At 61.5% G+C, this 21,732-nt stretch carries 24 protein-coding genes and 1 tRNA gene; 21 read left to right on the top strand and 4 right to left on the bottom strand.

Going from position 1 to position 21,732, the window contains the following annotated elements; all coding sequences use genetic code 11:
• The first annotated feature begins 49 nt into the window (after positions 1–49).
• From ACQY76_RS03425 to ACQY76_RS03405, 5 genes are read left to right on the top strand one after another with little or no spacing between them, the layout of a single operon-like run.
• On the top strand, positions 50–334 hold the full coding sequence (locus ACQY76_RS03425) for a DUF2312 domain-containing protein (RefSeq protein ID WP_428031517.1): 285 nt from the start codon (positions 50–52) through the stop codon (positions 332–334).
• Between the two features lie 42 nt (positions 335–376).
• Entirely contained in the window at positions 377–904 is a 528-nt protein-coding gene (locus ACQY76_RS03420; RefSeq protein ID WP_428031516.1) for a helix-turn-helix domain-containing protein, read from the top strand.
• Positions 897–2,336: a helix-turn-helix domain-containing protein gene (locus ACQY76_RS03415; RefSeq protein WP_428031515.1), complete on the top strand. Its 1,440-nt coding sequence runs from the start codon at positions 897–899 to the stop codon at positions 2,334–2,336. The genes ACQY76_RS03420 and ACQY76_RS03415 overlap by 8 nt, the downstream gene beginning before the upstream one ends.
• The gene (locus ACQY76_RS03410; RefSeq protein ID WP_428031514.1) at positions 2,333–2,932 is read left to right on the top strand and encodes an MT-A70 family methyltransferase; all 600 of its coding nucleotides are present in this window, start codon (positions 2,333–2,335) and stop codon (positions 2,930–2,932) included. The genes ACQY76_RS03415 and ACQY76_RS03410 overlap by 4 nt, the downstream gene beginning before the upstream one ends.
• Positions 2,929–3,240, top strand: coding sequence for a hypothetical protein (locus ACQY76_RS03405; protein WP_428031513.1), 312 nt, complete (start codon positions 2,929–2,931; stop codon positions 3,238–3,240). The genes ACQY76_RS03410 and ACQY76_RS03405 overlap by 4 nt, the downstream gene beginning before the upstream one ends.
• Positions 3,241–3,368: 128 nt before the next feature.
• Here the strand turns inward: ACQY76_RS03405 and ACQY76_RS03400 are convergent, their stop codons facing one another.
• Positions 3,369–4,016 (bottom strand): hypothetical protein, encoded by a 648-nt coding sequence (locus tag ACQY76_RS03400; RefSeq protein ID WP_428031512.1) that lies wholly within the window; start codon positions 4,014–4,016, stop codon positions 3,369–3,371.
• A 92-nt stretch (positions 4,017–4,108) separates the two neighbouring features.
• Between ACQY76_RS03400 and ACQY76_RS03395 the strand changes: the two genes are divergently transcribed.
• Positions 4,109–5,053, top strand: coding sequence for a hypothetical protein (locus ACQY76_RS03395; protein ID WP_428031511.1), 945 nt, complete (start codon positions 4,109–4,111; stop codon positions 5,051–5,053).
• 5 nt (positions 5,054–5,058) lie between these two features.
• On the opposite strand, the gene ACQY76_RS03390 is transcribed toward ACQY76_RS03395, so the two are convergent.
• The gene (locus ACQY76_RS03390; protein WP_428031510.1) at positions 5,059–5,313 is read right to left on the bottom strand and encodes a DUF1488 family protein; all 255 of its coding nucleotides are present in this window, start codon (positions 5,311–5,313) and stop codon (positions 5,059–5,061) included.
• A gap of 74 nt (positions 5,314–5,387) precedes the next feature.
• Here ACQY76_RS03390 and ACQY76_RS03385 point away from each other — a divergent pair, with 74 nt between their 5' ends.
• From ACQY76_RS03385 to ACQY76_RS03365, 5 genes are all read left to right on the top strand, one after another.
• Positions 5,388–5,831 (top strand): XF1762 family protein, encoded by a 444-nt coding sequence (locus ACQY76_RS03385; protein ID WP_428031509.1) that lies wholly within the window; start codon positions 5,388–5,390, stop codon positions 5,829–5,831.
• A complete protein-coding gene (locus ACQY76_RS03380; RefSeq protein WP_428031508.1) occupies positions 5,828–6,820 on the top strand; it encodes a helix-turn-helix domain-containing protein in 993 nt (330 codons plus the stop codon). Before ACQY76_RS03385 ends, ACQY76_RS03380 begins: the two co-directional genes overlap by 4 nt.
• A gap of 28 nt (positions 6,821–6,848) precedes the next feature.
• Positions 6,849–7,544 (top strand): hypothetical protein, encoded by a 696-nt coding sequence (locus ACQY76_RS03375; RefSeq protein ID WP_428031507.1) that lies wholly within the window; start codon positions 6,849–6,851, stop codon positions 7,542–7,544.
• Between the two features lie 192 nt (positions 7,545–7,736).
• Positions 7,737–11,120: a hypothetical protein gene (locus ACQY76_RS03370; RefSeq protein ID WP_428031506.1), complete on the top strand. Its 3,384-nt coding sequence runs from the start codon at positions 7,737–7,739 to the stop codon at positions 11,118–11,120.
• Positions 11,121–11,129: 9 nt separating this feature from the next.
• Entirely contained in the window at positions 11,130–11,771 is a 642-nt protein-coding gene (locus tag ACQY76_RS03365) for a hypothetical protein (protein WP_428031505.1), read from the top strand.
• Between the two features lie 179 nt (positions 11,772–11,950).
• Here ACQY76_RS03365 and ACQY76_RS03360 read toward each other — a convergent pair whose 3' ends face one another.
• A complete protein-coding gene (locus ACQY76_RS03360) occupies positions 11,951–12,160 on the bottom strand; it encodes a helix-turn-helix domain-containing protein (RefSeq protein WP_428031504.1) in 210 nt (69 codons plus the stop codon).
• A gap of 440 nt (positions 12,161–12,600) precedes the next feature.
• Here ACQY76_RS03360 and ACQY76_RS03355 point away from each other — a divergent pair.
• A tRNA-Met gene (locus ACQY76_RS03355) sits at positions 12,601–12,677 on the top strand.
• 158 nt (positions 12,678–12,835) lie between these two features.
• Here the strand turns inward: ACQY76_RS03355 and ACQY76_RS03350 are convergent.
• The gene (locus tag ACQY76_RS03350; RefSeq protein ID WP_428031503.1) at positions 12,836–13,270 is read right to left on the bottom strand and encodes an OsmC family protein; all 435 of its coding nucleotides are present in this window, start codon (positions 13,268–13,270) and stop codon (positions 12,836–12,838) included.
• Positions 13,271–13,575: 305 nt separating this feature from the next.
• Here ACQY76_RS03350 and ACQY76_RS03345 point away from each other — a divergent pair, with 305 nt between their 5' ends.
• The 9 genes from ACQY76_RS03345 to ACQY76_RS03305 all read left to right on the top strand — a co-directional run bounded on the left by ACQY76_RS03345 (position 13,576) and on the right by ACQY76_RS03305 (position 21,729).
• Positions 13,576–13,941, top strand: coding sequence for an HNH endonuclease (locus ACQY76_RS03345; protein WP_428031502.1), 366 nt, complete (start codon positions 13,576–13,578; stop codon positions 13,939–13,941).
• Positions 13,942–14,061: 120 nt separating this feature from the next.
• Entirely contained in the window at positions 14,062–14,493 is a 432-nt protein-coding gene (locus ACQY76_RS03340; protein WP_428031501.1) for a P27 family phage terminase small subunit, read from the top strand.
• A 166-nt stretch (positions 14,494–14,659) separates the two neighbouring features.
• A complete protein-coding gene (locus tag ACQY76_RS03335; protein WP_428031500.1) occupies positions 14,660–16,309 on the top strand; it encodes a terminase large subunit in 1,650 nt (549 codons plus the stop codon).
• A gap of 187 nt (positions 16,310–16,496) precedes the next feature.
• Positions 16,497–17,780, top strand: coding sequence for a phage portal protein (locus tag ACQY76_RS03330; protein ID WP_428031499.1), 1,284 nt, complete (start codon positions 16,497–16,499; stop codon positions 17,778–17,780).
• A complete protein-coding gene (locus ACQY76_RS03325) occupies positions 17,770–18,495 on the top strand; it encodes an HK97 family phage prohead protease (protein ID WP_428031498.1) in 726 nt (241 codons plus the stop codon). The genes ACQY76_RS03330 and ACQY76_RS03325 overlap by 11 nt, the downstream gene beginning before the upstream one ends.
• A 22-nt stretch (positions 18,496–18,517) precedes the next feature.
• Positions 18,518–19,897 (top strand): phage major capsid protein, encoded by a 1,380-nt coding sequence (locus tag ACQY76_RS03320; protein WP_428031497.1) that lies wholly within the window; start codon positions 18,518–18,520, stop codon positions 19,895–19,897.
• Between the two features lie 81 nt (positions 19,898–19,978).
• Positions 19,979–20,404 (top strand): hypothetical protein, encoded by a 426-nt coding sequence (locus ACQY76_RS03315; protein WP_428031496.1) that lies wholly within the window; start codon positions 19,979–19,981, stop codon positions 20,402–20,404.
• Positions 20,405–20,464: 60 nt separating this feature from the next.
• Entirely contained in the window at positions 20,465–21,124 is a 660-nt protein-coding gene (locus ACQY76_RS03310) for a hypothetical protein (RefSeq protein ID WP_428031495.1), read from the top strand.
• Between the two features lie 5 nt (positions 21,125–21,129).
• Positions 21,130–21,729, top strand: a complete 600-nt coding sequence (locus ACQY76_RS03305) for a hypothetical protein (RefSeq protein WP_428031494.1) — start codon at positions 21,130–21,132, stop codon at positions 21,727–21,729.
• Positions 21,730–21,732: the final 3 nt, after the last annotated feature.

Genomic DNA, 21,732 nt, shown 5'->3' with positions numbered 1-21,732 from the left:
CCGACCGGCATCAGATCGACGAGCGCGCGAGAGGCGCGGAGGAGAAGCCATGTCTGACATCCCGAATGACCAGCCCCTTTCTGACGCCGCTGCCGGCTTCGCGAAGGAGCAACTCAAATCCTTCATCGAGCGCATCGAACGGCTCGAAGAGGAGAAGCAGACCATCGCCGACGACATCAAGGACGTTTTCGCCGAAGCCAAGGGCACCGGCTTCGACACCAAGGCGCTGCGTGAAATCCTCAAGATCCGCAAGCAGGGTGCCGACCAGCACGCCGAGCACGAGGCGATCGTCGACCTCTACATGCAAGCCCTCGGCATGCTCAGTCCGAGCTGAGACAATGGCAAACGCTGAGGGATTGCGGCCCGAGGTCGCTTCATGATGCGGGACAACGCACCTTGGCTTGCGCCGGCTGAGCGCCGCACGAAGCTCTCCAGCCATATCCGCAGCCTCGCTCTCGGCCTTGATCGTGAGATCAGCCTTTGTCGTGTGGCAGAGGTGGACATGCGGTTATGGCGCAACGCGGCAATGGGCCGGCCGGTGAACGCCCTCGCGCATATGGCGATTTGTGCGGTCCTCGCGGTGGATCCCGTCACGGTGGATATCTGCCCGGATAGCCGGCCGGGCGGCTCCGTATGTTGGGCAACCCTTGGCGCCGGCGTGCGGGTGACGCGCGAATTGCGCGGGCATTCGGTCCGGGCGGCAGCGGACGTTGTCGGTGTCTCGGCCGCGACAATTTCACGATGCGAGAACGGGCACGAGCTTTCGTTCGACAGCCTGGCGCGCTGCGCCGCCTATGTCGGCCTGCACCCGCACGCCACGACCGTCAAACCCTTCCCGGAACCCAGTTCCACGGGAAACACCCACTGTAACAGTCTGAAAACACAGGACGGGTCGCATGCTTGAGCTTGCTGATGAGAGCACGGCCGTAGCCGAGACGGACACTGGAATACTGGATCTCGACGGAACCATGTGCCGTTGGCCACTCTGGAGTCATGTCGAGCGCGCGGTCGACGGCGGGCGCTATTGCGGGGCTCGGGTGGCAGAGGGAGCCTATTGCCGGGCTCATGCATTGCTGGCCTACGCCCCGCCAGAGACGCGCCGAGCCGCGCGGGTGGCGATCGCGATACTTCCGCGCGCCGTGCGCGCACCGGAGACGACCGCGCCGGTGCTCAAGGTAGCGAGCGAGAGCAGCGGAGTGGAACCGCAGAGTGGGGGGGGCGACCCTTCCTCCCAAGCCCACGGGGTCGCGGTAGCGAGGCCGGCGGCGCTGACAAGGCACCCGCTCGCCGCGCTGATCCCGTCAGACGAAACCATCCCTTTCCACGACCGCGCGTCTCAGGCGGCGCATTACAACGCCGTACGGCAGCGTCTTGCGCGGCCCCGCAGCAGCAGGCGGGAGCCGACGCAGGTCGCGGCTCCCGAGCCGCCTGCGGTGACGCGTGAAGAAGCGGCGTTGCCGGCGCAGGACCTCGAGGAAGAGGAGATCGCCGCCGCGCTCGCCGGCATCGCCATTGGTCCCGGCAATGCGCTGGCGGTCGAAATGCTTCGCCGGCTGTTGCGCGATGAACTGCCGGGACGATCTCTCTACCTTTATGGGCCGTCTGGCTGCGGCAAGAGCCTGATGTTGTCGGCGGCCCGCGCGGTGCTGCCCAGCCAGCGCCTCCGCATTCTCGACGACGCGCATGACGCAGCCGAGAGCCGTTGTCGGCATGTCACCGGTCGGATCGTACGCGGCCTTTCAGCCGGACGGCTGCCGCCTTCCGATTGCCGGGCCGGTGAGACGCTGGCGGAGGCTGTCATTGTCGAGATACAGCCACCCGATGCATCGCTCTGCCGGGCCGCCCTAGAGATCGAGGCGCGCCGGCTGGTGTGCGTCCTGGACGAGCGAACGCTTGACGGTTTGGTGGCGCTCGACCTCGGCCTGCCGGCGATGCTGGCCACGCTGCGCACACTGGTGATGAGCGGCGTGCCGGTGACAATGGAGGCGATCGCCGCCCACGCCGCCCAAATCGCACCCCAGCCTGTATCCGCGCGAAACGTGCGTCTGGACGACGTTCTGAGGGCTGTCTGCCGGCACTACGATGTGTCTCGGGATGATCTGCTGTCACGCCGTCGCACCGCCAATGTGATGATGCCGCGTCAGGTCGCGATGTATCTCGCCAGGTTCCTTACGCTGCGCTCGCTTCCGGAAATCGGTCGACGCATGGGCGGGCGGGACCACACCACCGTGATGCACGCCGTCAACAAACTCGCGCGACAGGTTGAAACGGACGCGGCGGTCGCGGCTGATATCGGCCGGCTGCGCACCGCGATCACCGGCGAGCCGACGCCATGAGCGCCGAGCGCGGACCCTTCGCGAACCTGACCGGCACCTATCGCGTCATCTGCATGGATGCGCCGCACAAATTCGCAGCCGGCACCAAGGGGCGCCCGCAGCACTACAAGCGCATGACCGACGCAGAGATTGCCGCGCTCCCTGTCCGCTCGCTGGCCGATCCTACCGGGTGCTGGCTGCTGTTCTGGACGACGGGGCCAAAGTTGCCCAAGGCATTCGAGATCGCCCGGGCCTATCGGTTCCGCTACTCGGCTGTCGGCTTCATCTGGGTCAAGACGCACATGCGGTTCGGGCGAGGGGGCATCCCCCTATTCCTGCCGCGCGACTGCTTCCACAAGGGCATGGGCTACACCACCCGCAAGAACGCAGAGATCTGCCTGCTCTTCCGGATCGGCCGGCCCAAGCGCCTGAGCAAGTCGGTCGCTGAACTCATCGTAGCGCCGCGCCGAGAGCATAGCCGCAAGCCCGAGGAATTTTACGAGAGCGTGCAGGCCTTCGCGCCGGGCCCGTATCTCGAGATCTTCGGTCGCGAGAGCCGGCCGGGCTGGACGGTTTGGGGAGATGAGGCCCAGAAGTTCGACAGGGTGGCGGCATGACCCGTGAGACGCTTCCGAACCGCCGGCCGGCCGAGAGCTTCGATTTCGAGATCGGACATATCCGCTACACGGCGACGCTCGGCTTCTACGAGGACGGTCGCCTGGGCGAGGTGTTCCTCTGTGGCCCGAAGGCCGGCACCGACATCGAGGTCAACGCGCGCGACGCTGCCGTCGTCGCCTCGATAGCGCTCCAGCACGGTGCCAGCCCCGATGTGCTCCGGCATGGCCTCTCCCGCGACGAGGAGGGCAGGGCGCTCTCGCCGATCGGTAAGGTGCTCGACCTGCTGGCCGGGGAGAGCGCGTCGTGAGCAGTGAACTTGGAGGCTCTGTCGCTCGAATTGCGGTCCTCAAGCCTGGATGCGCTGAAACGCGACACGGCCGCGATACACGGATCGCGAGGCGAGTTCGGTTGGGAGGTGCTGCTGTCGGCGCCCTTTCAGGACTTGGAAGCGCCGCGCTCGGTACGGGTCGGGCTGGCGGATGCGGTGGAGTGAAAACCCAACTCGGAGGAGCCACTGAGAGCTGCCTCGGCGCGAATGGCTGCCATCTGCGCAGCGGTTCGCATGCGATGGATGTGCTCCCGATCGACCGAGACGATCTCCCGCGCTTTGCGAGGCCACCGCTCCAATTCGGCATCAAATCTCCGTTCCGCTTCAATGCATGCTCGGGTCAAACGAAGCATCCGCAACGGAACACTTTTCAGAGAATTCTCAACGTCGAAACGGACGGGAGCGAGGCCTTCTTGCCTTGCAATACCCGTGCAAACGATCACCGCGTCCCAACCTTCGTCATCGCCGATGAGGGCGCGGCCGAGAGCGTCTGCGAAGGGGCGCGCCCGACTCTTCACGTGAGAAACGTACTCGACGCAGAGAGCGCACGCATAGGCTTGCTCTTCATTTCTGATGGCATCGGCCCTCGCAATTTGATGCTGAACGGAAGTCCACGCCACAAATCCAGCAGCGATTGTCGCGAAGGCGCCGATCAGTGCTCCGAAAAAGCCAAGCCATTCGGCGGCTGTGGCAATGCCGGCCGATTTGATTACCGGCCCATCAATGCCCGTCCAAACGATCAGCGCGACAGCCATCAGGATGATCGCAAGGGGCCAAAGGTCGTTCGTCCCTTTTCTCATGCTTGGACGCTGCCCGCTTGCCCTCCGGTTGTCGAGAGGGTGGTGTCATGACTGCATCGTTTTCCCTCACCTCTCCACCGGCCCCGAAGACGCCGCGTTTACGCCGCGGCGGCTGGTCCTGGGGGCCTGTCGAAGGCGCCAAGCTTCGTGTGCTTTCGCTGGGTGCCGGAGTGCAGTCGACGACGCTGGCGCTGATGGCGGCGCATGGCGAGATTGGCCCCATGCCGGACTTCGCCATCTTTGCGGATACGGGAGCGGAGCCGGCGGCGGTTTATGAGCACGTCCGTTGGCTCTCTTCTGGCAACGTGTTGCCCTTTCCGGTTGTCACCGTCTCCGCCGGCAACATCCGGGACGATCTGCATACCATCCTCTCCGGGCAGGCTGTCAGCACCGGCGGCCGGGCGGCATCGGCGCCGTTCTACACGCATGGACGCAACGGGGCGGCGGCACCCCTGAGGCGGCAATGCACCTCGGCCTACAAGATAGAGCCGATCAACGCTGAACTGCGCCGCATGCTTGGCTATCGTCCGCGCCAGCGGATCCCGGCGGCGAGCGCCGAGGTGTGGATTGGCATTTCTCAGGACGAGATCATTCGCGCAGCGCCAGCGTTCGAAAACTGGATCGTTAACCGGCATCCTTTGCTGGAGCAGAGCAAGGATCCGCACCGCGATGCGATGACCCGGTGGGATTGCGAGCAGTGGCTGCGCCGGCATGGATACGAGGTGCCGATGAAGAGCGCCTGCACCTTCTGTCCCTACCGCACCAATGCTGAGCTTGCGCGGCTGCGGGATACATCCCCGGCCGATTTTGCAGATGCCGTAGCCATCGATGCGGCGATCCGGCCCGGAATCGTCCGGAATGCGAAGGGGACGATGACCGGCCAGCTCTATATCCACCGTTCCCTAAAGCCGCTCGACCAAGTCGACCTTCGCACCGACGAGGAAGCCGGCCAAGGCATGCTCATGGTCTGCGAAGCGGGGTGCGGGCTGTGACTTACTCAGAAGGAGGCGTTCGTCAGGCTAACGCCTTTGCCATCGTCGCGGTACAGCCTCGATGCGGCGTTCTCTATTTCACTTCTACTGAAATGGAAGGCGGCAAGCGGTCCGTCAATGTTGGCAGAAAACCGATCCTGCAAGGCTTCTCCCGAAATGGTGCAAACGACGGTCGCGTCTGTTTTGCTATCCTTCATCGCAAATCTAACCCTCATGTTTTCGTCATAGTCCGGCTGCTTGCCCGTACCGATCAAAGCCATCGCTGGTGTTCCCTGCGCCCCGTTTCGACAGGCGATGTTACCATCAGTCGTAGGCGGTCAGAAGGGCATCGGCGATGATCCATCTCGTCCTTGCCCCCCTTGAGCTCGCTGAGGCGATTGCCTTCGTTGATCGACATCATCATCACAACGATCCGGTCGTCGGACATCTCTGTTCCTCGGGCGCTAAACTGGGCGGCAGTTTGGTCGCGGTATCAATCGTTGGCCGTCCGATCGCGGGCGCATCGCAGGATGGCTTCACCGTCGAGATCCGGCGGGTAGCCTCTAATGGCCCACGCGAAGCCTGCTCATTTCTGTCACGTTCAGCTTGTCGCGCAGCATTCGGACGCAGCTGTCGCTGGGTCGTGACATACACTCTTGCCTCAGAGTGTGGAGCTTCGCTGCGTGCTGCCGGTTCGCATTTGGTTGGCTCGGTCAGCGGCCGTCACTGGGACACACCATCGCGTCGCCGAAATCATGGTCCGCTGTTCGACAGGCTCCGATGGGAGCAGACGTCGTGAGCGTGCAAGCCGTCGCCTGGGCACTGGATCAGTACATCACCGACGCGGCTACCAAGCTCGTCCTGATCTCGCTGGCCAACTATGCCGACAAGAGGACCGGGGAATGCTGGCCGACCATCGCCCGCATCTGCGAGGAATCGTGCCAATCCAAGAGCACCGTGCTGCGCCGGATCGGCTGGCTGATCGAACAGGGGCTCGTTGAGAAGACAGAGGTGCACGAGGCTAGCGGCCGGCAACGGGCGAACCACTACCGCTTGATGATAATGAAGAACCTGACGCGAGATGATGTTGCATCCACGCAAGGATGTTTCTCGGACGTTCACGGGGGAGGGTGTCAGGCTGAAACCCTCCCGGTTTCGGGGGAGGGTGTCACGGCAGACACCCCCGAGGGTGTCACTGCTGACACCCCCATAGAACCGTTAGAAGAACCGAAGGTTTCCCCCATAGCCCCCAAGGGGGCGGTGCGAGGCGAGACTTCGAAGGGATGGGAGCAGGATCCGACCTATCTCGCCTTCCTCGCCGAGTACGGCCCCTCCCAGGCATGGCCGAAGCACCGCGGGCATCGCCAGTGGCTCAAGCTGACCGACGACGAGCGAAAGGCCGCTATCGCTGCCATCCCGCTCTGCCGGGCGACCTGCCTCAAAGAGCGACGCAAGATGAGCGACCCGTCGACCTACCTGCGCGGGACGTTCAAAAACTTCACCGTCCGGTTGACCCCAAGGGCGCCTGAGAGCGAGGCCGTGAAGGCTCTGCGCCGGGCTCTGGGGCCGAATTTCACCGGCGGCGTGATGGTCGAGCATGGCTCGCCGCAATGGGCGGCATGGCAGGCCGTGGCTGATGAGGCGCAGTTGCCGCTGCGCGCGATCGGCTATGCGGCTCGCCCCTTCGCCGGGCGCCCCAAGGCCGTGACGGGCCGCTACATGCCCAGCGAGTGGCCACCGAGCCGGGACGGGCCTGACCGCCAGCAGCAGCAGGCGGCGGGCGGGTGAATGGACGGTGGTGGTGGAGGTCGGAAAGATGGCACGCAAGGGACGCAAGCGGAAAGACGGACTGCGAACCCGCTCGGGGAAGCTTTCCGAGGCCAATGCGGAGCGCGCGGCGCGTGGCCTTCAGGGCGTGATGAACGTGGCACTCTCGCAACCTCATCGGGCATGGCTGGGCAAGGGGAGGCGCGGGGACCAACTGGCCGAAAACGCCCTTGGACGGCTGCTTCTGGCCGACAAGATCACGGAATCGGAGTACTGGGCCGGCGATCGTTGGCGGCGGCTGGTGGGAGAATTTCACCAGGTTCTCGCATCCCCGGTCATGCCCGGATCTTCGATGGGGCAGATGGTGGCGAACGAGGTCGACAAGGACAGCCGCAGCCGTGAGGAGCGGTCTGGCACGGATGTGGGCACCGAAACCGAAGAAGAGCGCCGCGAGCGGGTGCTGGTTCAGCATGGGGCGGCAATGAACGCCATTCGGCGCCTGCCTGATCGCCGGCAGGTATTCGTCGTGATGGAGGGCGTGGTGCTGCGGGAAGGCGCTGTCGATGAGGATGGCTTGGCAGCCCTGAAGGCAGGCCTTGGCCAACTAGCCCGTCTGTGGAGGATGGAGCGCCCTCACGATCCCCTCGAGGCGGCACACGGGGCAAAGCCGAAGGTGCGGGCATATCGCGAAGACAGGGCGTCGTGGCCCCATGATGAGCGTGAACTGCACATCTCCTACAAATGACGAAGCCTATCGACCTCATCGAGTTAAAGGCGCGCATTAATCGCGCGTGAAATTCTTGGCTCGCCAGCGGCCTAGTTCATTAGCAAAGTGTCGGGGGATCCAATATCTAATTTATCACCCCTCGGTAAGTCCAGACTGGATTTACAACCAGCGCCAGACTGCTACGGTGAGTTGTTCTCCGGGGGGATGGGCATGATCTGGGCGCTGAAATGTCGAACGGGCTCCTGCGTGATTGCCGCTGGAATCATGTTGTCGTCTATCTCCTGGAGCCAAGCCGCCGACGAATTCTCCATTTCGAGCAAGGAGGGCGCTGAGCTAATTCTCAACGGCAAGGGCAAAACAATAGAATTTGCATTAGAGGCAGCAACGGACATCAGCGACGCGCGTGGGCGGCGGCAGGCAAGCGCGCTTATTGCGGATCCCTTGCTGGCGGAGATGGCTGGCAGCATTAATGCCGCGCACGGTGAGTATCAAACCTACCGCTACGGTATAAAGGGCATGCAGGGTGGCATAAAGATCACTGCCGCCTTAATGGCGGGGCCCTTAGGGCTTGCTGCGACCTCCGTCATGGATCCGGCCTTCAACGCTTTGAACAAGGCTGTGTACGAGAAGTATGTTGAGGTTCAAGGCAAGGAAATACGAGCGGCCATTGGAGCCGGTTCAATACGGGGCAGCGAAGCGGCCGAGAATTACTATAGGGAAGCGCGCTTAGCGGAGGAGCGCCGGCAATATGCTCGTGCGGCTGAGCTCAGAGAGCGCGGCGCGCAGGAACTAGTGAAATCAGAAAATTTCATCAGGCAGGCAGGGTCAACCGTCGTCTGCAAATCTTTGTCCCCAGACGCATGTGAGGCTTTGACCAGAGCAACCGTGCGTGCCCATTTCCGATTACCAATTGGCGAAACGCTTTTAGATTTGCAAAGGCAGGCAACTGCCGCCCGCGCCGGGCTTGAAGAGGTGAAAGCGGCGTTCGCGGACTTCGCCAAGCGAACGGATGGGCGGCTTGACGCATTGGAGCAGAGCTACGATGCGCTGATCATAGAGGTGGGGATCATTAGGGTTGACCTCGACCGCGTCCGGTCGACGGTGGACGTGCATGCTCAGCAAATTGACTATCTACAGCATGCGGCTTGGCGAAATATGAGTGCTCGCGAGAAGCAAGAGGCACTTAGAAGTGGCGGCTTCTTTCTTGGGATGCAGAACCGAGATGAGCTCGAAGAGCAGGTTAAAGTCCAGGCTCGTATGGAGGCTCTTCAGGAAAAAGCGAAATTTGGAGAGGCGGTTGCCGGGTTAGCTAACGCATTAGCTAGAGCAAATATTATAGACGCCGAGCTCGCCAAGGCAATATCGACAGTTTCATTTGCATTAAGTTTCTCGACACAGGTGGCAAATTTTGCCGCGAGTGCTGCGTTTACGAGTATTGGAAGCTGGACATCTGCGGTCGGAATGGCCACTACGCTTGTAAATGCATTTGGAAATGCAGGGCCAACTCAAGAGCAGGTGATGATGGGCCGCATAATGCAGGCCCTAGGGCTAATCAACGAGAAGCTCGACCGCATACTCCATCAGCAGCAACTCGCGCTTCAAGGCATCATGCGTCTATCTGAGCAGATCGACGCTTTAGATCGCAAAATCAACGAACGCCTAGACCGAATATCGGCGAAGATTGACTATGTGACCGACGTGGTAACATCGGGGCTTTTGGATCCACAAGCCGATGCATGCCAGCGCTTTATGCGTTCGGGAACTGCAATTTACGGCCTGAACCTCAATCGCCTTTCCTATCGCAATTTCGAGGCGCGGTACCGCCATTGGAATGAGCAGGCCGCCGATCGGGATCTCTGCATTTCATATGTGACACAATCGACCACTGTCTTTCGAACGGGCGTTCCTAGCCTGCACGCCGCCTTGATCAAATCGCCTCGATCTAACTCGGCGCAGGCAGAAGCAATGGATCGTTCGAGGCGATTTATTCGCCGTCAGATAGCCGCAGTCTACGGTCTAACCGATGATTCCGAGTCATGCTTTGATCCGGTCATTGGGTATCTTTCGCTCGGCTTGAGCAATTTCTCGGAGACAAGGCCTCTTTTCGATTATCTCAGAAACCTCGAGCGCACAGGCTGCGCGTCGCCTCCGAGTGCTAACTCACTGCCAAAATTTCTCAGCCGAACCGATTCTGGTAATCTTTCGCCGGCGCGCTGGCGCCTCTTCGAGAATGAGGTTCGCCCAGAAGCGGTGGCGGTATCCCTGACGGCGGGGCTTTTACTCGCACAGGACAAGTCGATCCTTGTTAAGGACGGCGGTGCCGAACGCTTAGCTTCGCTTAAGGAGATGAGGGAGAGGAACGACGATTACTTCATCGGTCGGCTGCGCGAATTCGATGATCTAAGCCGAATGGGTGACCTCCTGGATGTCACTTATGTCCAGAACGGGATCCAGTCAGGGCTTCCGCTTCTGACGTTTTTAGAGGATGCCATGTCTGTCGGCCAATACGGCCGTTCTCAGTTGCTCGGGGAGGGTTGGCGGGAAACTGTGCGGCGCTGGGATGCGTACGAGCTTTCGTCAGTCGTCCAGGATCTGCGGAAAAAACAAAAGGCAATCGCTGAAAAGCGCGCAGCACTTGCGCCCAAGCTCTTCGACAGCAGGGGCGAGCGAAGGTCAGCGGAACTCGATCGGCTGATCAAGGAGGTTTCCACGTTGGATGCCGATGAGAAGGCCGTCAATGATCGGCTCCGCACGTTACGCGGTCACGAAGATAAAGATGACGAGATCGAGGGTTTGAAGCCTGTCGGCAAGGCAATTGCCGATATGGCCAGGTCATTTGATTTCGATCCAAACGAGATCCGCCTCGAGCGACGCGCAGATTCGATAGGCTGTCCGGAAGTCGATGAGGGCATTGCAATCAGCCGATGGAAGCCACTCTACAGATATGCTCTTGCATCGTGCATAATTGAAAAATACCCTTTAATCGCGCAGAATTTCTGGCGTTTTATGGCGCTGCGTCAGCTAACGGAGGGAGCCTATTCTGTAGCAGACATCAAAGAGCGTGACAGGTTTTTCGAACCCGACCCTAGGTCCCGTGTGGTTTGCGGTCCTCTTTATGATCCGACCTTCGACGAACGGGTGGCGGGAGACAAATGCTACGCTTTTGATGGTGAAGGGGGCAACCGGCGCGGCGTTTCCAGAATTAGCTTGGAAGCGGCGCTGGCGCAGCCTTCGCCTAGCCTCCTCAAGAGGCTGTTCCCGGATTTCGATATAGTCGGGCGGCCTGTTCCCGATGCTTCCAAGAACGCAGATCGCACAGGGCCATTCAGTCAATGGTTTGTAGTCTGGCGTTCTTGGGATGGCCGCAGAGTAGAGACACCGCTGCCAGAAATCGAAGCTATGATCGGGAAGGGGCCGCTATCGGCGCCCATTGCTATGCCGGAATCGGCCAGCATGTTGGATCAGCTCGCCAGCAAGATTGACGAGAGAATTACCCGCCGCGCTTGGATGCAGGAATTCCTTGAGCAAGGATCTTCTCAATCACGTCAAGCTCGCGCCAAATTTATTTTTGATATCTATAGCTCTGTACGGTAGGAGGAGGGAATGAATATAGTTCGGTTATGGACGTTTATCATAATTATCATAACGAGTATCTATTCAGCTTTTGCTGCAGATAATGTTAACATTTTAGACGAAAAATGTGTACAAGATGAAATTGTTGATTGTATTAACTATTCGCTCCCTAATGAAATAGAATTTGTGAATGGTGTAGCTGGTAGTAACAAGGTGGATGCAGGTTTTGAGGATATAGGTGCGCTATATGGTCCGATTCTGAGTAAATTCTATTCCCCTCCGGGGCTTGGAAATAGACCGCCCGCCGGATGCAGGCCGCCCTATGTCCATACGAGAGATTTCTCGACAAGTATGTATTGCACTAGAACCGGAAAATTGATCTCGATATCAGATGGCGGTGACCGTGCGAGGACCTCTATATATATCCCTATCCAGGTTATAAATGCATGCGAGCGTGCGATTCGTAGCGGATTCTATGGCGGGCAAAGTTGTATTCAGACTGTTTCATTTCCCAATGGGGCTGACTTGGAAAACGGCTTGATCGCCGCCTTTAACAAAATCGCAGATCGTATTGAAGGTATCGGAAGGCAGATCAATGAGATGGCTGACGATGCAGCTAAGTCGCCTTCCCCTCCAAATAAGCCGCCAGAGAAGCCGGTGGTCACCAAGTAATTTCCAGTCGCGGTGAACGCCATCTGCAGCCGTAGTGGATGGTCTGCATGGATGTCGGCCATCTCCGTAATGCCCTCTTGCAAATGGACTGCCAATGTGGCCATATGCCGATTAAATTCATGATCGGAACGTTTTGCGCCCGGGGCTCACGCTTCGGGCGTTTTGCGTTTGGTGGCCAGTCAAGGATGGGCCCACGGTTCCAGTCGGTGGTAGAGCGCAGCGCAGGCCAGCGCCACCGTCTTGGGGATGACGACGGGGCGCCCGTCATCGCGCCGCTTGCCGGCTTCGTACAGCTCAACGCTACCCTTTGAGATGCCCAGGGCATCAGCGGCAGCCTGTTGCGATAGGCCCATAGTTGTGCGCCACGCCTTGAAGTCGTCCGGTGTCATGATATCTTTCCTCCAGCGGGAGGTGAGACGCTTTCCGTTTCCGTGGGAGCCGGGCTTTCGCCCGACTCCCGGTTCTCAGAACTCGATCTCAAGTCTCAGTGTCCAGCCGAGGAACTTGATTTCGATCTCGAACCTTTTCGGAAACTTCACTGCGTCTCACCTCCTTCCGTGCCGGGCCACAGCGACCCGGTAGGAATGTTGTAGCGTACTCAGTACGCGATTGCAACGAGAAACTAGCTAACTCAGTACGTTTTTTGCCGTGAATGGCAACGAGATGACCGGCGGCACGGAAGGGCACGCGGAGACGCAAAGCCCCCGACTGACGCAGTGAAACGGCACAGGTCCGCACCCGCATTCGGCGCAGGTCAACGGCGCAAACCTGTGTGAACCGCCTCCTAGTGCACAGGAGCCGGGACACCGTGCTCCGGTCTACAATTCGACGTAGGGTAGAGCAGTCCGGTAGCTCGCTTGGCTCATAACCAAGAGGTCGCGGGTTCAAATCCCGCCCCTGCAACCACCTTCGACGCGGCGGCCGAATTGACGGCACAGGAACCCGGGTCAGGGGCCGACGCCAGCAAGTGCCCTCTGATCGCCGAAAGGCCAAGGCGCCTCTGACTGGATAGGAAGCCCGCCGGCAGGTTGCGATGGCCCGCGTCGGAGCTTGCAATCTGCGTTTTACGAGGGCCGGACTGCCGGTGCGATAGAGCCCACGTTCGTGCGAACGGTGACGCCGCGCTGAATGGAGTTGCTCACCGTCGAGCTCTCTATCGCTTTGCGGATGAGTTCTTCCGGGACAGAGTAGCCATCGTGAGCGGTCGCGTTAACGGTGACCGAGGCAGAAGTGGCGAGGGCGGGCGAACCTTCGAACGTCACATGAACATCAATGGCGATCGAGGCCAGTTCGACGCCCATCTCATGTGCGACGTATTGGAGATCGTTGCAGAGGCACCCTCCAATCGCCAGGGCCAGCAATTCGCCTCCATTGAAGCCAAGCCCCTGTCCGCCAGCCTTCCCATCCGGTCTGTCGACCACGACTGTATGGGCTCCTGAACGCCCGACCGCCGCTCGGGTGTCGGGTAGGGTCCTCAACTGGACAGACATCGTCGCCATGCATCCCTCCGCCTCAGAAAGCTGGTGCTTGGAAAGGTCGCAGGGCCATAGGCCCTAGTCCAGAGAGCTTTGCATTTTCCGTAAACATCGCCCGCCCGCTCACGCGCGGCGGGTTTTTCGTGAGGTGAGCATGGAAGACCTGGAGCCGTGCGATGTCATCCAGCTCGCTGTGCTGATCATCATAGCCGCGTCATGCTCGCTGATGGCTTGGCTCTCGTGACCTTCCATTCCGCCGCCTTCCGGGGCTGCATCGTCGTCACGCACGCCTCACTACCCTGCGGGACGCAAGCATTTGAGAGGTTGACGTGCAGGGCATATCCGCACCTCGTCCATCATCTCGTAAACGTGGCTATGACAGCCGATGGGACAAGGCTCGCGGCGCCTTTCTGAAGGCGCATCCCAAATGCGAGCGTTGCCGCATGCTCGGGATGAGCGGAGAGGCAGCCCACGTCGATCACATCGTTCCCCACCGACTTGCCGAAGCTAAGACGCCTGAGGCGGTGGCTGCCGCGCGTCGGCTGTTCTGGGACAAGAGCAACTGGCAGGCGCTCTGCGTGGATCACCACGTCAGCACGAAGCAGAAGGAAGAGCGGAGCGGCGGCGGCATGATCGGCTGCACGCCGGACGGTCGCCCCATCGATCCGAACCATCCTTGGAACCGGGCTCGGTGACTACTCCGGGGGGGTATCTGATCTCTAGGGGGTAGGGGCCCCGGACCGCATGGGGAGCTCCGTTCGCACTGCGAGCAGTTTTTGGAAGGGGGGTTTCGCGCACCCCCGTAGGGGGTGAACATGACACTTACCTCTTTGGGAGGAGGTGAGGGCGTTCCGCCCGAACCGGACTGGACGTCTCAATTCGTCGATGAGCTCGATATCGCCGAGGCGCATGAGCGTTGGGGCATCCTCGAGCGCGAGATGAAAGACGCGGCGACGCTGGCGATGGTCAACGGCCACGCTATGCAGCGCCTCGTCGAGTTCTATGTCGAATACCGTCGTGCCGCTCGCCAGATCGCCGAGCACGGAACCATCCTTAAAGCGCGTCGAACCAAGGTTCCGCAGGTCAGTCCCTATTGGACGATCATGCGGCAGGCCGATGAGCACATTCGAGTGCTCGAGGCTGAACTCGGCATCGCGCCGGTTCGACGTGGCAAGGCCGGGAAGGTGCAACGTGGCAAGAAAGCCCCGCGCGCCGCGGACAGCTACCTCGGCTCGCTTTCCAAATGACCCAACCAGCCATTGGGCCAGCGAGGTTGTCGACGGCCGGATCGTCTCGGGCGAGCTGGTACGCCACGCTGCCGAGCGTCATCTTCGCGATCTGAGAGACGGACCAGCGAGGGGGCTTCATTGGCGGCCGGAGAAGGCGGCCCATGCCCTCGGGTTTTACCCGGCGATGCTGACCATCACCGAAGGAGCAAAGGAAGGGGCGCCCTTTCATCTTCTTCCGTGGCACACGTTCGTTGCAGGCTCCCTATTCGGATGGCGTAAGGACAGTGGCCGGATGCGGTTTCGCAGCGGTTGGCTGGAGACGGGGAAGGGTCAGGCGAAAAGCCCGTTCATGGCAGCCACCGGGCTCTACATGACGGGTTTCTACGGAATTAAACGCGCTCGCGCCTTCGCCATTGGCCAGGACAAAAACACCGCCAACGTGCTGTTCAAGGATGCGGTGGCGATGTGCCGGGCGAAAATCCCCGGCGGAGATGACGAAGACACCCTCGTCGCAAATGGCCACGTCGTCGTGCGCGGCGAGGGGGATAACGCTTGGAAGCTGGAGTTCCCGGAGAGCGAATCCATCTTCCAGTCGCTGGCCAACGGTGAAGCGATCTCGGGCCCGAAGCCGAGCTTGGTCGCTGCCGACGAAATCCACGAGTTCAAGAGTAACACGTCGATCCAGCTTTGGATGGCCGCCATCGCCAAGATGCCCGGCGATGCCCTCATGTTGCTAGGGACGAACACGCCGTCGTCGACGCAGATCGTCGGGACCGAATATTCGGAATTCTATCAGAAGGTCGCCCTGGGCGAGGTCGATGACGACGAGGCCTTCGCCTTCGTGGCGCGTGTCGATAAGGCCGATCGAGAGACGGTCTTCGACAACGAGGATTGCTGGCCGAAGGCCCTGCCGGCGTTGGGGGTGACGTTCCCAATCGAGAATATCCGCGGTCAGGTGAAGACCGCGAAGTCCATGCTGTCGACGGCGTTGTCGTTGAAGCGCCTGTACTTTGGCATCCCCATCGGCGCGACTGAGTTCTGGATCGCGGAGGAAGCCTGGGCGGCGGTTCAGGGGAAGGTGGAGCCGGAGGAACTCAAGGGTTGCCCTTGCTGGCTGTCTCTCGACCTTTCACAGAAGAACGACCTTACGGCGCTTACCGCGGTGTGGCTGAGAGATGGCAAGCTCTATGCGAAGACTTGGTACTGGACGACGAAGGATGGGATAGCCGAGCGCTCTCGCGCAGATCAGGCGCCCTACGACCGATGGGTGCTCGAGCGGCATCTTTCGGCCGTTGATGGTGCGGTCATCGACAAGACCTTTATCGCCGCCAAGGTCGCCGAGCTCTGTGCGGGACACAACGTTCAGGGTTTGGCGTTCGACCCGGCGGGGATGGGTGAGTTCGTCAACGCTTGCGAGGAGATTGGCCTCGCCGCTTGGGTTTACGAAGGACCGGAGGCCGTTCGAGGGACGGGATTGATGCTTGTGCCTCATGGGCAAGGAACGAGAGTTCTTTTCTACCGGCAATTGGACGAGCAGAAGAAGCCCATCGAGCGCCTGAGTATGCCCCGGTCTATCGAGACACTTGAGGACCGGATCCTGAACAAATCGATCCTTATCGACAGTTCACCCCTGACTTATTCCTGCGCCGCAAACGCGCACGTCATTTCCGATGGCATGAACAATCGGGCATTCGACAAGAAACGATCGCGCGGCCGCATCGATGGAATGGTCACCATTGCAATGGCCGCCGGCTTCGCCGTCAAGAACGTGAAGCCCAAGGGGCGGTCGTTCTGGGAAGCGGAAGACGCTGTAGAGCGCCTCCTTGGAGAATGATCATGGCGGGTGAAGCTGAGCGTGCATCTGCTCGGGGGAATGCGGGCGCGCTCGTGTGGGACGCACTCGCTGCTGTGGGAGTGTTGCTGGTCGTGGCGGGTATAGCGATGATCCACCCCCCGTCCGCTTTCATTGCAGGAGGTGTCATCCTCTTTTCCACGGCCGTGCTCGGCGCGAGGCGCGGCTGATGCGAGGCTTCCTTTCGACGGTGCTCGGTGCCGAGGCCAAAGAGCAGTCCGGCACGCGCTACGGCGCCGCAGAGGACCTTTGGCGCGATCTCTTCGGCGGCCATCAAACGGCATCCGGCGTGGCGGTGACATGGAAGCGCGCGCTTGAGGTCACCACGGCGCTGCGTTGTGCCTCGATCATCGCTGAGAGCATCTGCTCGGTGCCGTTTAAGCCCTATCGCAAGGTGCCCGTCGACAGCCGCGTCGAGCGCCGCGAGGCGCCGGAACATCCGCTTAACGACATCATGTCGACTGAGCCGAACGAGTTTCAGTCCGGCTTCGAATTCAGGGAGACGATCGGCCTGCACCTGGCGCTTTGCCAGAACGCCTTCGTGTTCGTGAACAAGGTGCGTGGGGCAATCGTCGAGCTGATTCCATTCGAGCCGGGCCACGTCGAGGTGACGCAAAATCGCGACTGGACGTGCACGTATAAGGTCACGGCGCCGGATGGCGAGCAGCAGACCTTCACGTCCCGCGAGATCTGGCACCTGCGCGGCCGCTCATGGAACGGCTTTATGGGGTTGGAGACTATCAAGCTGGCCCGCGAGGCGCTGGGGTTGGCCATCGCGACCGAGGCGAGCCACGCGCGTTTGCACGCCAACGGCGCGCGGCCCGGAGGCATTCTCTCGGTTGAAGGGCCGATGGACGAGACCGGGTTCAAATTTTACCGGAAATGGATCGAAGCCCATTATCGCGGGGTCCACAATACCGGTCGAACCATGATCCTCGACCGGGCGGCGAAGTGGCAGTCGCAGCAGATGACCGGCGTCGATGCCGAGCACATCAAGACCCGCGGCTTCCAAATCGAGGAAACCTGTCGCGCTTTCGGTGTCCTGCCCATCATGGTCGGTTACACCGGCGACAAAAACGCAACCTTCGCTTCGTCTGAACAGATGAAGCTCATGCATCACGATCACACCGTCCGGCCGCTGCACCGCCGGGTGGAATCGAGCGCTGACCGCTGGTTGCTCTCGAAGAAAGAGCGACGCGAACAGGGCCTCTATATGAGGTTCGTCGACACCGAGATGCTGCGCGGCGACCATAAGACCCGGGCTGAATACTACAAGTCCGGTATCGATGCCGGGTGGATGTTGCCGGAAGAGCCCCGCGAGTTCGAAGATATGCCGTACGTGGCCGGGATCAACCGGCCGCGGATGCCGGCCAATTCCGCGATCGTGCGCGAGGACGGAACCCCCATGATGGCCACGCAACCGAAGCCGGAGCGCCCGACCGATGAGCCGTGAGCACATGCAGTTCAAGGCGGTGCCGGCCGACGACGGCCGCTTGACCGTCAATTTTGAGGTCAAGTTCGCCGATGGCGCCACCGACGGCACCTTCGCCGGGTACGGCTCGGTGTTCAACGTCGAGGACTACGGCGGCGACGTCATCAAGCCGGGGGCCTTCAAGGCCACGCTGAAGGACTGGGGCACCAAGAGCAAGCTGCCGAAGATGCTGCTTCAGCACGGTGGAGGCTGGGGCGGTTCCGCCGAGGACATGGTGCCGATCGGCAAGTGGACCAAGATGTCCGAGGACAGCGTGGGCCTTCGTGTCGAAGGCCGCCTGTTCGTGGAGAGCGAACGCGGCAAGATGATCCATGCCGCTATGCGCGAGGGCGAGCTCGATGGCCTTTCGATCGGCTACCGAGCCAAGGAATACACGATAGGGACCAAGCCCGAGGAGCCCTACCGCACGATCAAGAAGCTCGACTTGATGGAGGTCAGCGTCGTGCTCTTCGGCATGAACCCAGATGCCCTCGTCGATTCCGTGAAGTCAGTCGACGATATTCAAACCCTTTCCGACGCGGAGAGGCTCCTGCGTGATGCAGGCGGCTTCTCCCGGAAAACCGCCACCGCGCTCGTGTCGCGAGTGGTGCGCATCGCACAGCGTGAGGCTGGGGCGAGCAAGAGCCTGGACGCCCTGCTCGAGCAGATCCGCTCGACCAGTTCCCAGATCCGCTAATCCACCTCACCAGGAGGGCAAAATGCCCGAGATCGATGACGTGCTGAAGGATGTTCAGCGCGAAGTGAAGAAGTTCGGCGACGACGTCACCGGCCTGAAGACGAGCATGGAGAAGGACCTTAAGGAGGTCCGTGATCTCGCCGAGAAGGCCGGCGCCACGCTGCTGGAGAGCCCCCAGTTCAAGAACGACCTGAAGGCGCTCACTGCCGGCATCGAGGCGAAGCACGAGGCGATCGAGAAGCAGGTCCAGAAGATCATTGACGAGGCGAAGGCCGGTGCCGACCGTCTCGACGGCTTCGAGAAGCGCCTGAATCGTCCCGGCACCGGCGGTGACGCCGGCCTGAAGCGCGTCGAGGATGCCCTTCAGTTCAAGCGCGTGGCGCTTTCCCGGCGCGGCGAACTGAAGTCGACCACCGTCCTCACGCCTGACAGCGTCAACGTCGATGAATACAAGGCTTACGAGGCGGCCTTCGGCAATTCGCTCCGGCGCGAGGTCAACTTCCTCTCGCAGGATGAGCAGAAGGCCATGATGGTCGGCTCCGACCCGGACGGCGGCTATCTCGTGCCGACCTCCGTGTCCTCGCGCATCATCACCAAGGTCTACGAGACTTCGCCGATCGATGAACTGGCGACGCATGAGACCGTCTCCACGGACGCGCTCGAGGTCGCCATCGATACCGACGAGGCCGGAGCCGGCTGGGTCGGCGAGACGGAGGCCCGCCCGGAAACCAGCACCCCGCAGGTCGGCGTTCAGCGGATTCCCGTATTCGAAATCTATGCCAAGCCGAAGGTCACCCAGCAGCTGCTGGAAGACGCCGGCATTGACGTCGAGGCGTGGCTCGCGCGCAAGGTCTCGGAGAAGTTCGCTCGCATGCGGGCGCTGGCCTTCATCCTCGGCAACGGCATCAAGAAGCCGCGCGGCATTCTGACCTATCCGGCGGGTGCCAATGGTGATCGTGGCACCATCCTGCAGGTGGCTTCCGGCAATGCGACCACGTTGACGCCGGACGGTCTCGTGAAGCTGATGTTCAGCCTCAAGGACCGCTATCTGGCCAACGCCAACTGGCTGATGAAGCGCGGTACCGTTGCTTCGGTGATGCTCTTCAAGGACAGCCAGGGCCAGTACATCTGGCGCCCCGGTCTGCAGGAGGGCCAGCCGTCCATGCTGCTCGGTCATTCCATCCGCCGCGCCGACGACATGCCCGGCGTCGCCGCCGGCGCGCTGCCGGTGGCCTTCGGTGACTTCCGCGCCGGTTACACCGTCGTGGACCGCCTCGGCATCCGCGTGCTGCGCGATCCCTACTCCTCGAAGCCCTTCGTGGAGTTCTACACCCGTGCCCGTGTCGGCGGCGACGTCGTGGACTTCGAAGCTTTCGCCCTTCAGGTCGTTTCGGCGGGCTGATCCCTTCTCATCGACGGAACTAACCAGCGCGCCGGCGGCCCCGGCGCGTCTGGCACCGTCTTGCTCATGGAGGCTCCTGCGATGCGGGACCTGATCTCGAATATCGACCTGAAGCGGGCGATCTCGCCGGCTGCCGCCGTGGCGGACAACACCCCCTTCGTGACCCAGATCCTTAACCGGATCGGGGTGGAAGCCATTGCGCTCGCGATCCTCATCGGGGCGCTTGCGGATGCCGATGCGACCTTCGCCGTGACCTTCGAGCATGGCGACCAGGCCAACCTGTCCGACGCCACCGCGGTGCCGGCTGATCAGCTCAACGGCTCGCTGGCGAACGCCAGCTTCACCTTCGCGGCCGACGATACCATCCGGAAGATCGGGTACGTCGGTGGCAAGCAGTATGTCCGGGCGACGATCACGCCGACCGGCAACGCCGGCAACGCCTTCATCGCTGCTGTCTGGATCCTGGGCCGCACCAACTTCCGTCCCACTGCCAACCCGCCGGCTTGATGAACCCGGCGCCCTGACCGGCGCCGGCCATCTCGCTTCGAGACAGAGGAGAACCGCCCCATGGCACGCCAGGGCAAGGTGCTGAAGTCGTTCCCCTATGCGGTGGACGGCGTGAATATCGAAAATCTCGCCGTCGACCGCGAGTATCCCATCGCCGACGCGCATTTCGCCGGCCTACGCGACGCGGGATACATCGCTTCGGGCAAGGATGACGACGCCGAGGTGGCCGAAAAGGTCGATCTTGATCGCCGCATCGTCGCCGCGTTTGATCGCAAGCTCGCCGTGGTGTCCGACGAAGAGCTCAAGTCCATCATCGCGCGCTCCGGAACGCCGTGGAGCGGCAATCTGGTGCACGCCGAACTCGTCGCCGCCGCGAAGGCCCAATTGGTGCGCGAGATGGAGGGCGCCGAGCCCATCATGGGGATCGATCCGGCCTCTGGCGTGACGGAACAGCCGCTTTCGGCTCCCGGCGCGCCGACGCCGCCCTCTGCGCCGGCGGCCGCGCAGACCGATCAGGTCGGCGGGGCCAGCGGCAACACGTCCCATGCGGCTCCCACCGACCTGAAGGCCGTTCATCGTGGTGGTGGCAGCTACTCAGTTCTCGACGCCGCCGGCAACGAAGTCGCCGAGAAGCTGTCGAAGGCGGACGCCGAGGCCTTCAACGCCTTCAATGCCGCCGACAAGGCGGACTTCGTCACCACGCGCGCCAAGAAGGGCTGATCAACATGCTGACCGTCGTCACGCCTGCAGAATCCACGGCGCTGACGACGGTCGAGCGTGCAAAGGCCCTCGTAGACTTCGGGTCACTGTCCGATGAGGCAATCTCCCTCCTTATTGAGCACGCATCCGCGGCCGTTTCGGACGTTTGCCGACGTATATTTCCTCTCCAGACCTATCGCGAGACCTTCGATTGCGAAGATATCCGCGGAGCCGAGTTCATGCTCGGCCGCGGGCCTGTAATCGAAATTTCGACAGTCATTCTGGGCTGTACCCCGCTGCCGCCGACTGGTTACCAAGCGGATGGGCAGTGGCTCCGCCGAGCGGGCGGCTGCCGACTATGGGGGGAGGCGGTCGATGTCACTTACAAGGCCGGATTCAATCTTTCGACAGATGGTTCCCGCACGCTGCCGTTGCCGGTCGAGCGTGCCGTTGCCCTCGAAGCGGCTGCATACCACGCTTCGCGGGATCGCGACGAACTCCTGAAGTCGGAGACCGTCGAGGATATCGGTGCTTTTTCGTACCGTGTGCCGGGCGGCGATGATCGTCTGACCAGCCCGACGGCAGCGCAATTGCTGCGGCCCTACATCGTGCCGATGATGGGTTGAATA

Source organism: Ancylobacter sp. (assembly GCF_965279025.1).
Classification (GTDB): Bacteria; Pseudomonadota; Alphaproteobacteria; order Rhizobiales; family Xanthobacteraceae; genus Ancylobacter.
Note: the sequence above shows the minus strand (reverse complement) of the source record. Positions and strands in the feature narration are given on the sequence as shown.

Bases quoted from the DNA above. Each gene is read 5' to 3' on its own strand.
- ACQY76_RS03310 (WP_428031495.1), top strand. From the start codon at position 20,465: ATGGCACGCCAGGGCAAGGTGCTGAAGTCGTTCCCCTATGCGGTGGAC.
- ACQY76_RS03385 (WP_428031509.1), top strand. From the start codon at position 5,388: ATGATCCATCTCGTCCTTGCCCCCCTTGAGCTCGCTGAGGCGATTGCC.
- ACQY76_RS03415 (WP_428031515.1), top strand. From the start codon at position 897: ATGCTTGAGCTTGCTGATGAGAGCACGGCCGTAGCCGAGACGGACACT.
- ACQY76_RS03420 (WP_428031516.1), top strand. From the start codon at position 377: ATGATGCGGGACAACGCACCTTGGCTTGCGCCGGCTGAGCGCCGCACG.
- ACQY76_RS03350 (WP_428031503.1), bottom strand. From the start codon at position 13,270: ATGGCGACGATGTCTGTCCAGTTGAGGACCCTACCCGACACCCGAGCG.
- ACQY76_RS03410 (WP_428031514.1), top strand. From the start codon at position 2,333: ATGAGCGCCGAGCGCGGACCCTTCGCGAACCTGACCGGCACCTATCGC.
- ACQY76_RS03330 (WP_428031499.1), top strand. From the start codon at position 16,497: ATGCGAGGCTTCCTTTCGACGGTGCTCGGTGCCGAGGCCAAAGAGCAG.
- ACQY76_RS03405 (WP_428031513.1), top strand. From the start codon at position 2,929: ATGACCCGTGAGACGCTTCCGAACCGCCGGCCGGCCGAGAGCTTCGAT.
- ACQY76_RS03375 (WP_428031507.1), top strand. From the start codon at position 6,849: ATGGCACGCAAGGGACGCAAGCGGAAAGACGGACTGCGAACCCGCTCG.
- ACQY76_RS03325 (WP_428031498.1), top strand. From the start codon at position 17,770: ATGAGCCGTGAGCACATGCAGTTCAAGGCGGTGCCGGCCGACGACGGC.
- ACQY76_RS03365 (WP_428031505.1), top strand. From the start codon at position 11,130: ATGAATATAGTTCGGTTATGGACGTTTATCATAATTATCATAACGAGT.
- ACQY76_RS03335 (WP_428031500.1), top strand. From the start codon at position 14,660: ATGCTGACCATCACCGAAGGAGCAAAGGAAGGGGCGCCCTTTCATCTT.
- ACQY76_RS03390 (WP_428031510.1), bottom strand. From the start codon at position 5,313: ATGGCTTTGATCGGTACGGGCAAGCAGCCGGACTATGACGAAAACATG.
- ACQY76_RS03360 (WP_428031504.1), bottom strand. From the start codon at position 12,160: ATGACACCGGACGACTTCAAGGCGTGGCGCACAACTATGGGCCTATCG.
- ACQY76_RS03400 (WP_428031512.1), bottom strand. From the start codon at position 4,016: ATGGCTGTCGCGCTGATCGTTTGGACGGGCATTGATGGGCCGGTAATC.
- ACQY76_RS03320 (WP_428031497.1), top strand. From the start codon at position 18,518: ATGCCCGAGATCGATGACGTGCTGAAGGATGTTCAGCGCGAAGTGAAG.
- ACQY76_RS03425 (WP_428031517.1), top strand. From the start codon at position 50: ATGTCTGACATCCCGAATGACCAGCCCCTTTCTGACGCCGCTGCCGGC.
- ACQY76_RS03315 (WP_428031496.1), top strand. From the start codon at position 19,979: ATGCGGGACCTGATCTCGAATATCGACCTGAAGCGGGCGATCTCGCCG.
- ACQY76_RS03395 (WP_428031511.1), top strand. From the start codon at position 4,109: ATGACTGCATCGTTTTCCCTCACCTCTCCACCGGCCCCGAAGACGCCG.
- ACQY76_RS03340 (WP_428031501.1), top strand. From the start codon at position 14,062: ATGACACTTACCTCTTTGGGAGGAGGTGAGGGCGTTCCGCCCGAACCG.
- ACQY76_RS03370 (WP_428031506.1), top strand. From the start codon at position 7,737: ATGATCTGGGCGCTGAAATGTCGAACGGGCTCCTGCGTGATTGCCGCT.
- ACQY76_RS03305 (WP_428031494.1), top strand. From the start codon at position 21,130: ATGCTGACCGTCGTCACGCCTGCAGAATCCACGGCGCTGACGACGGTC.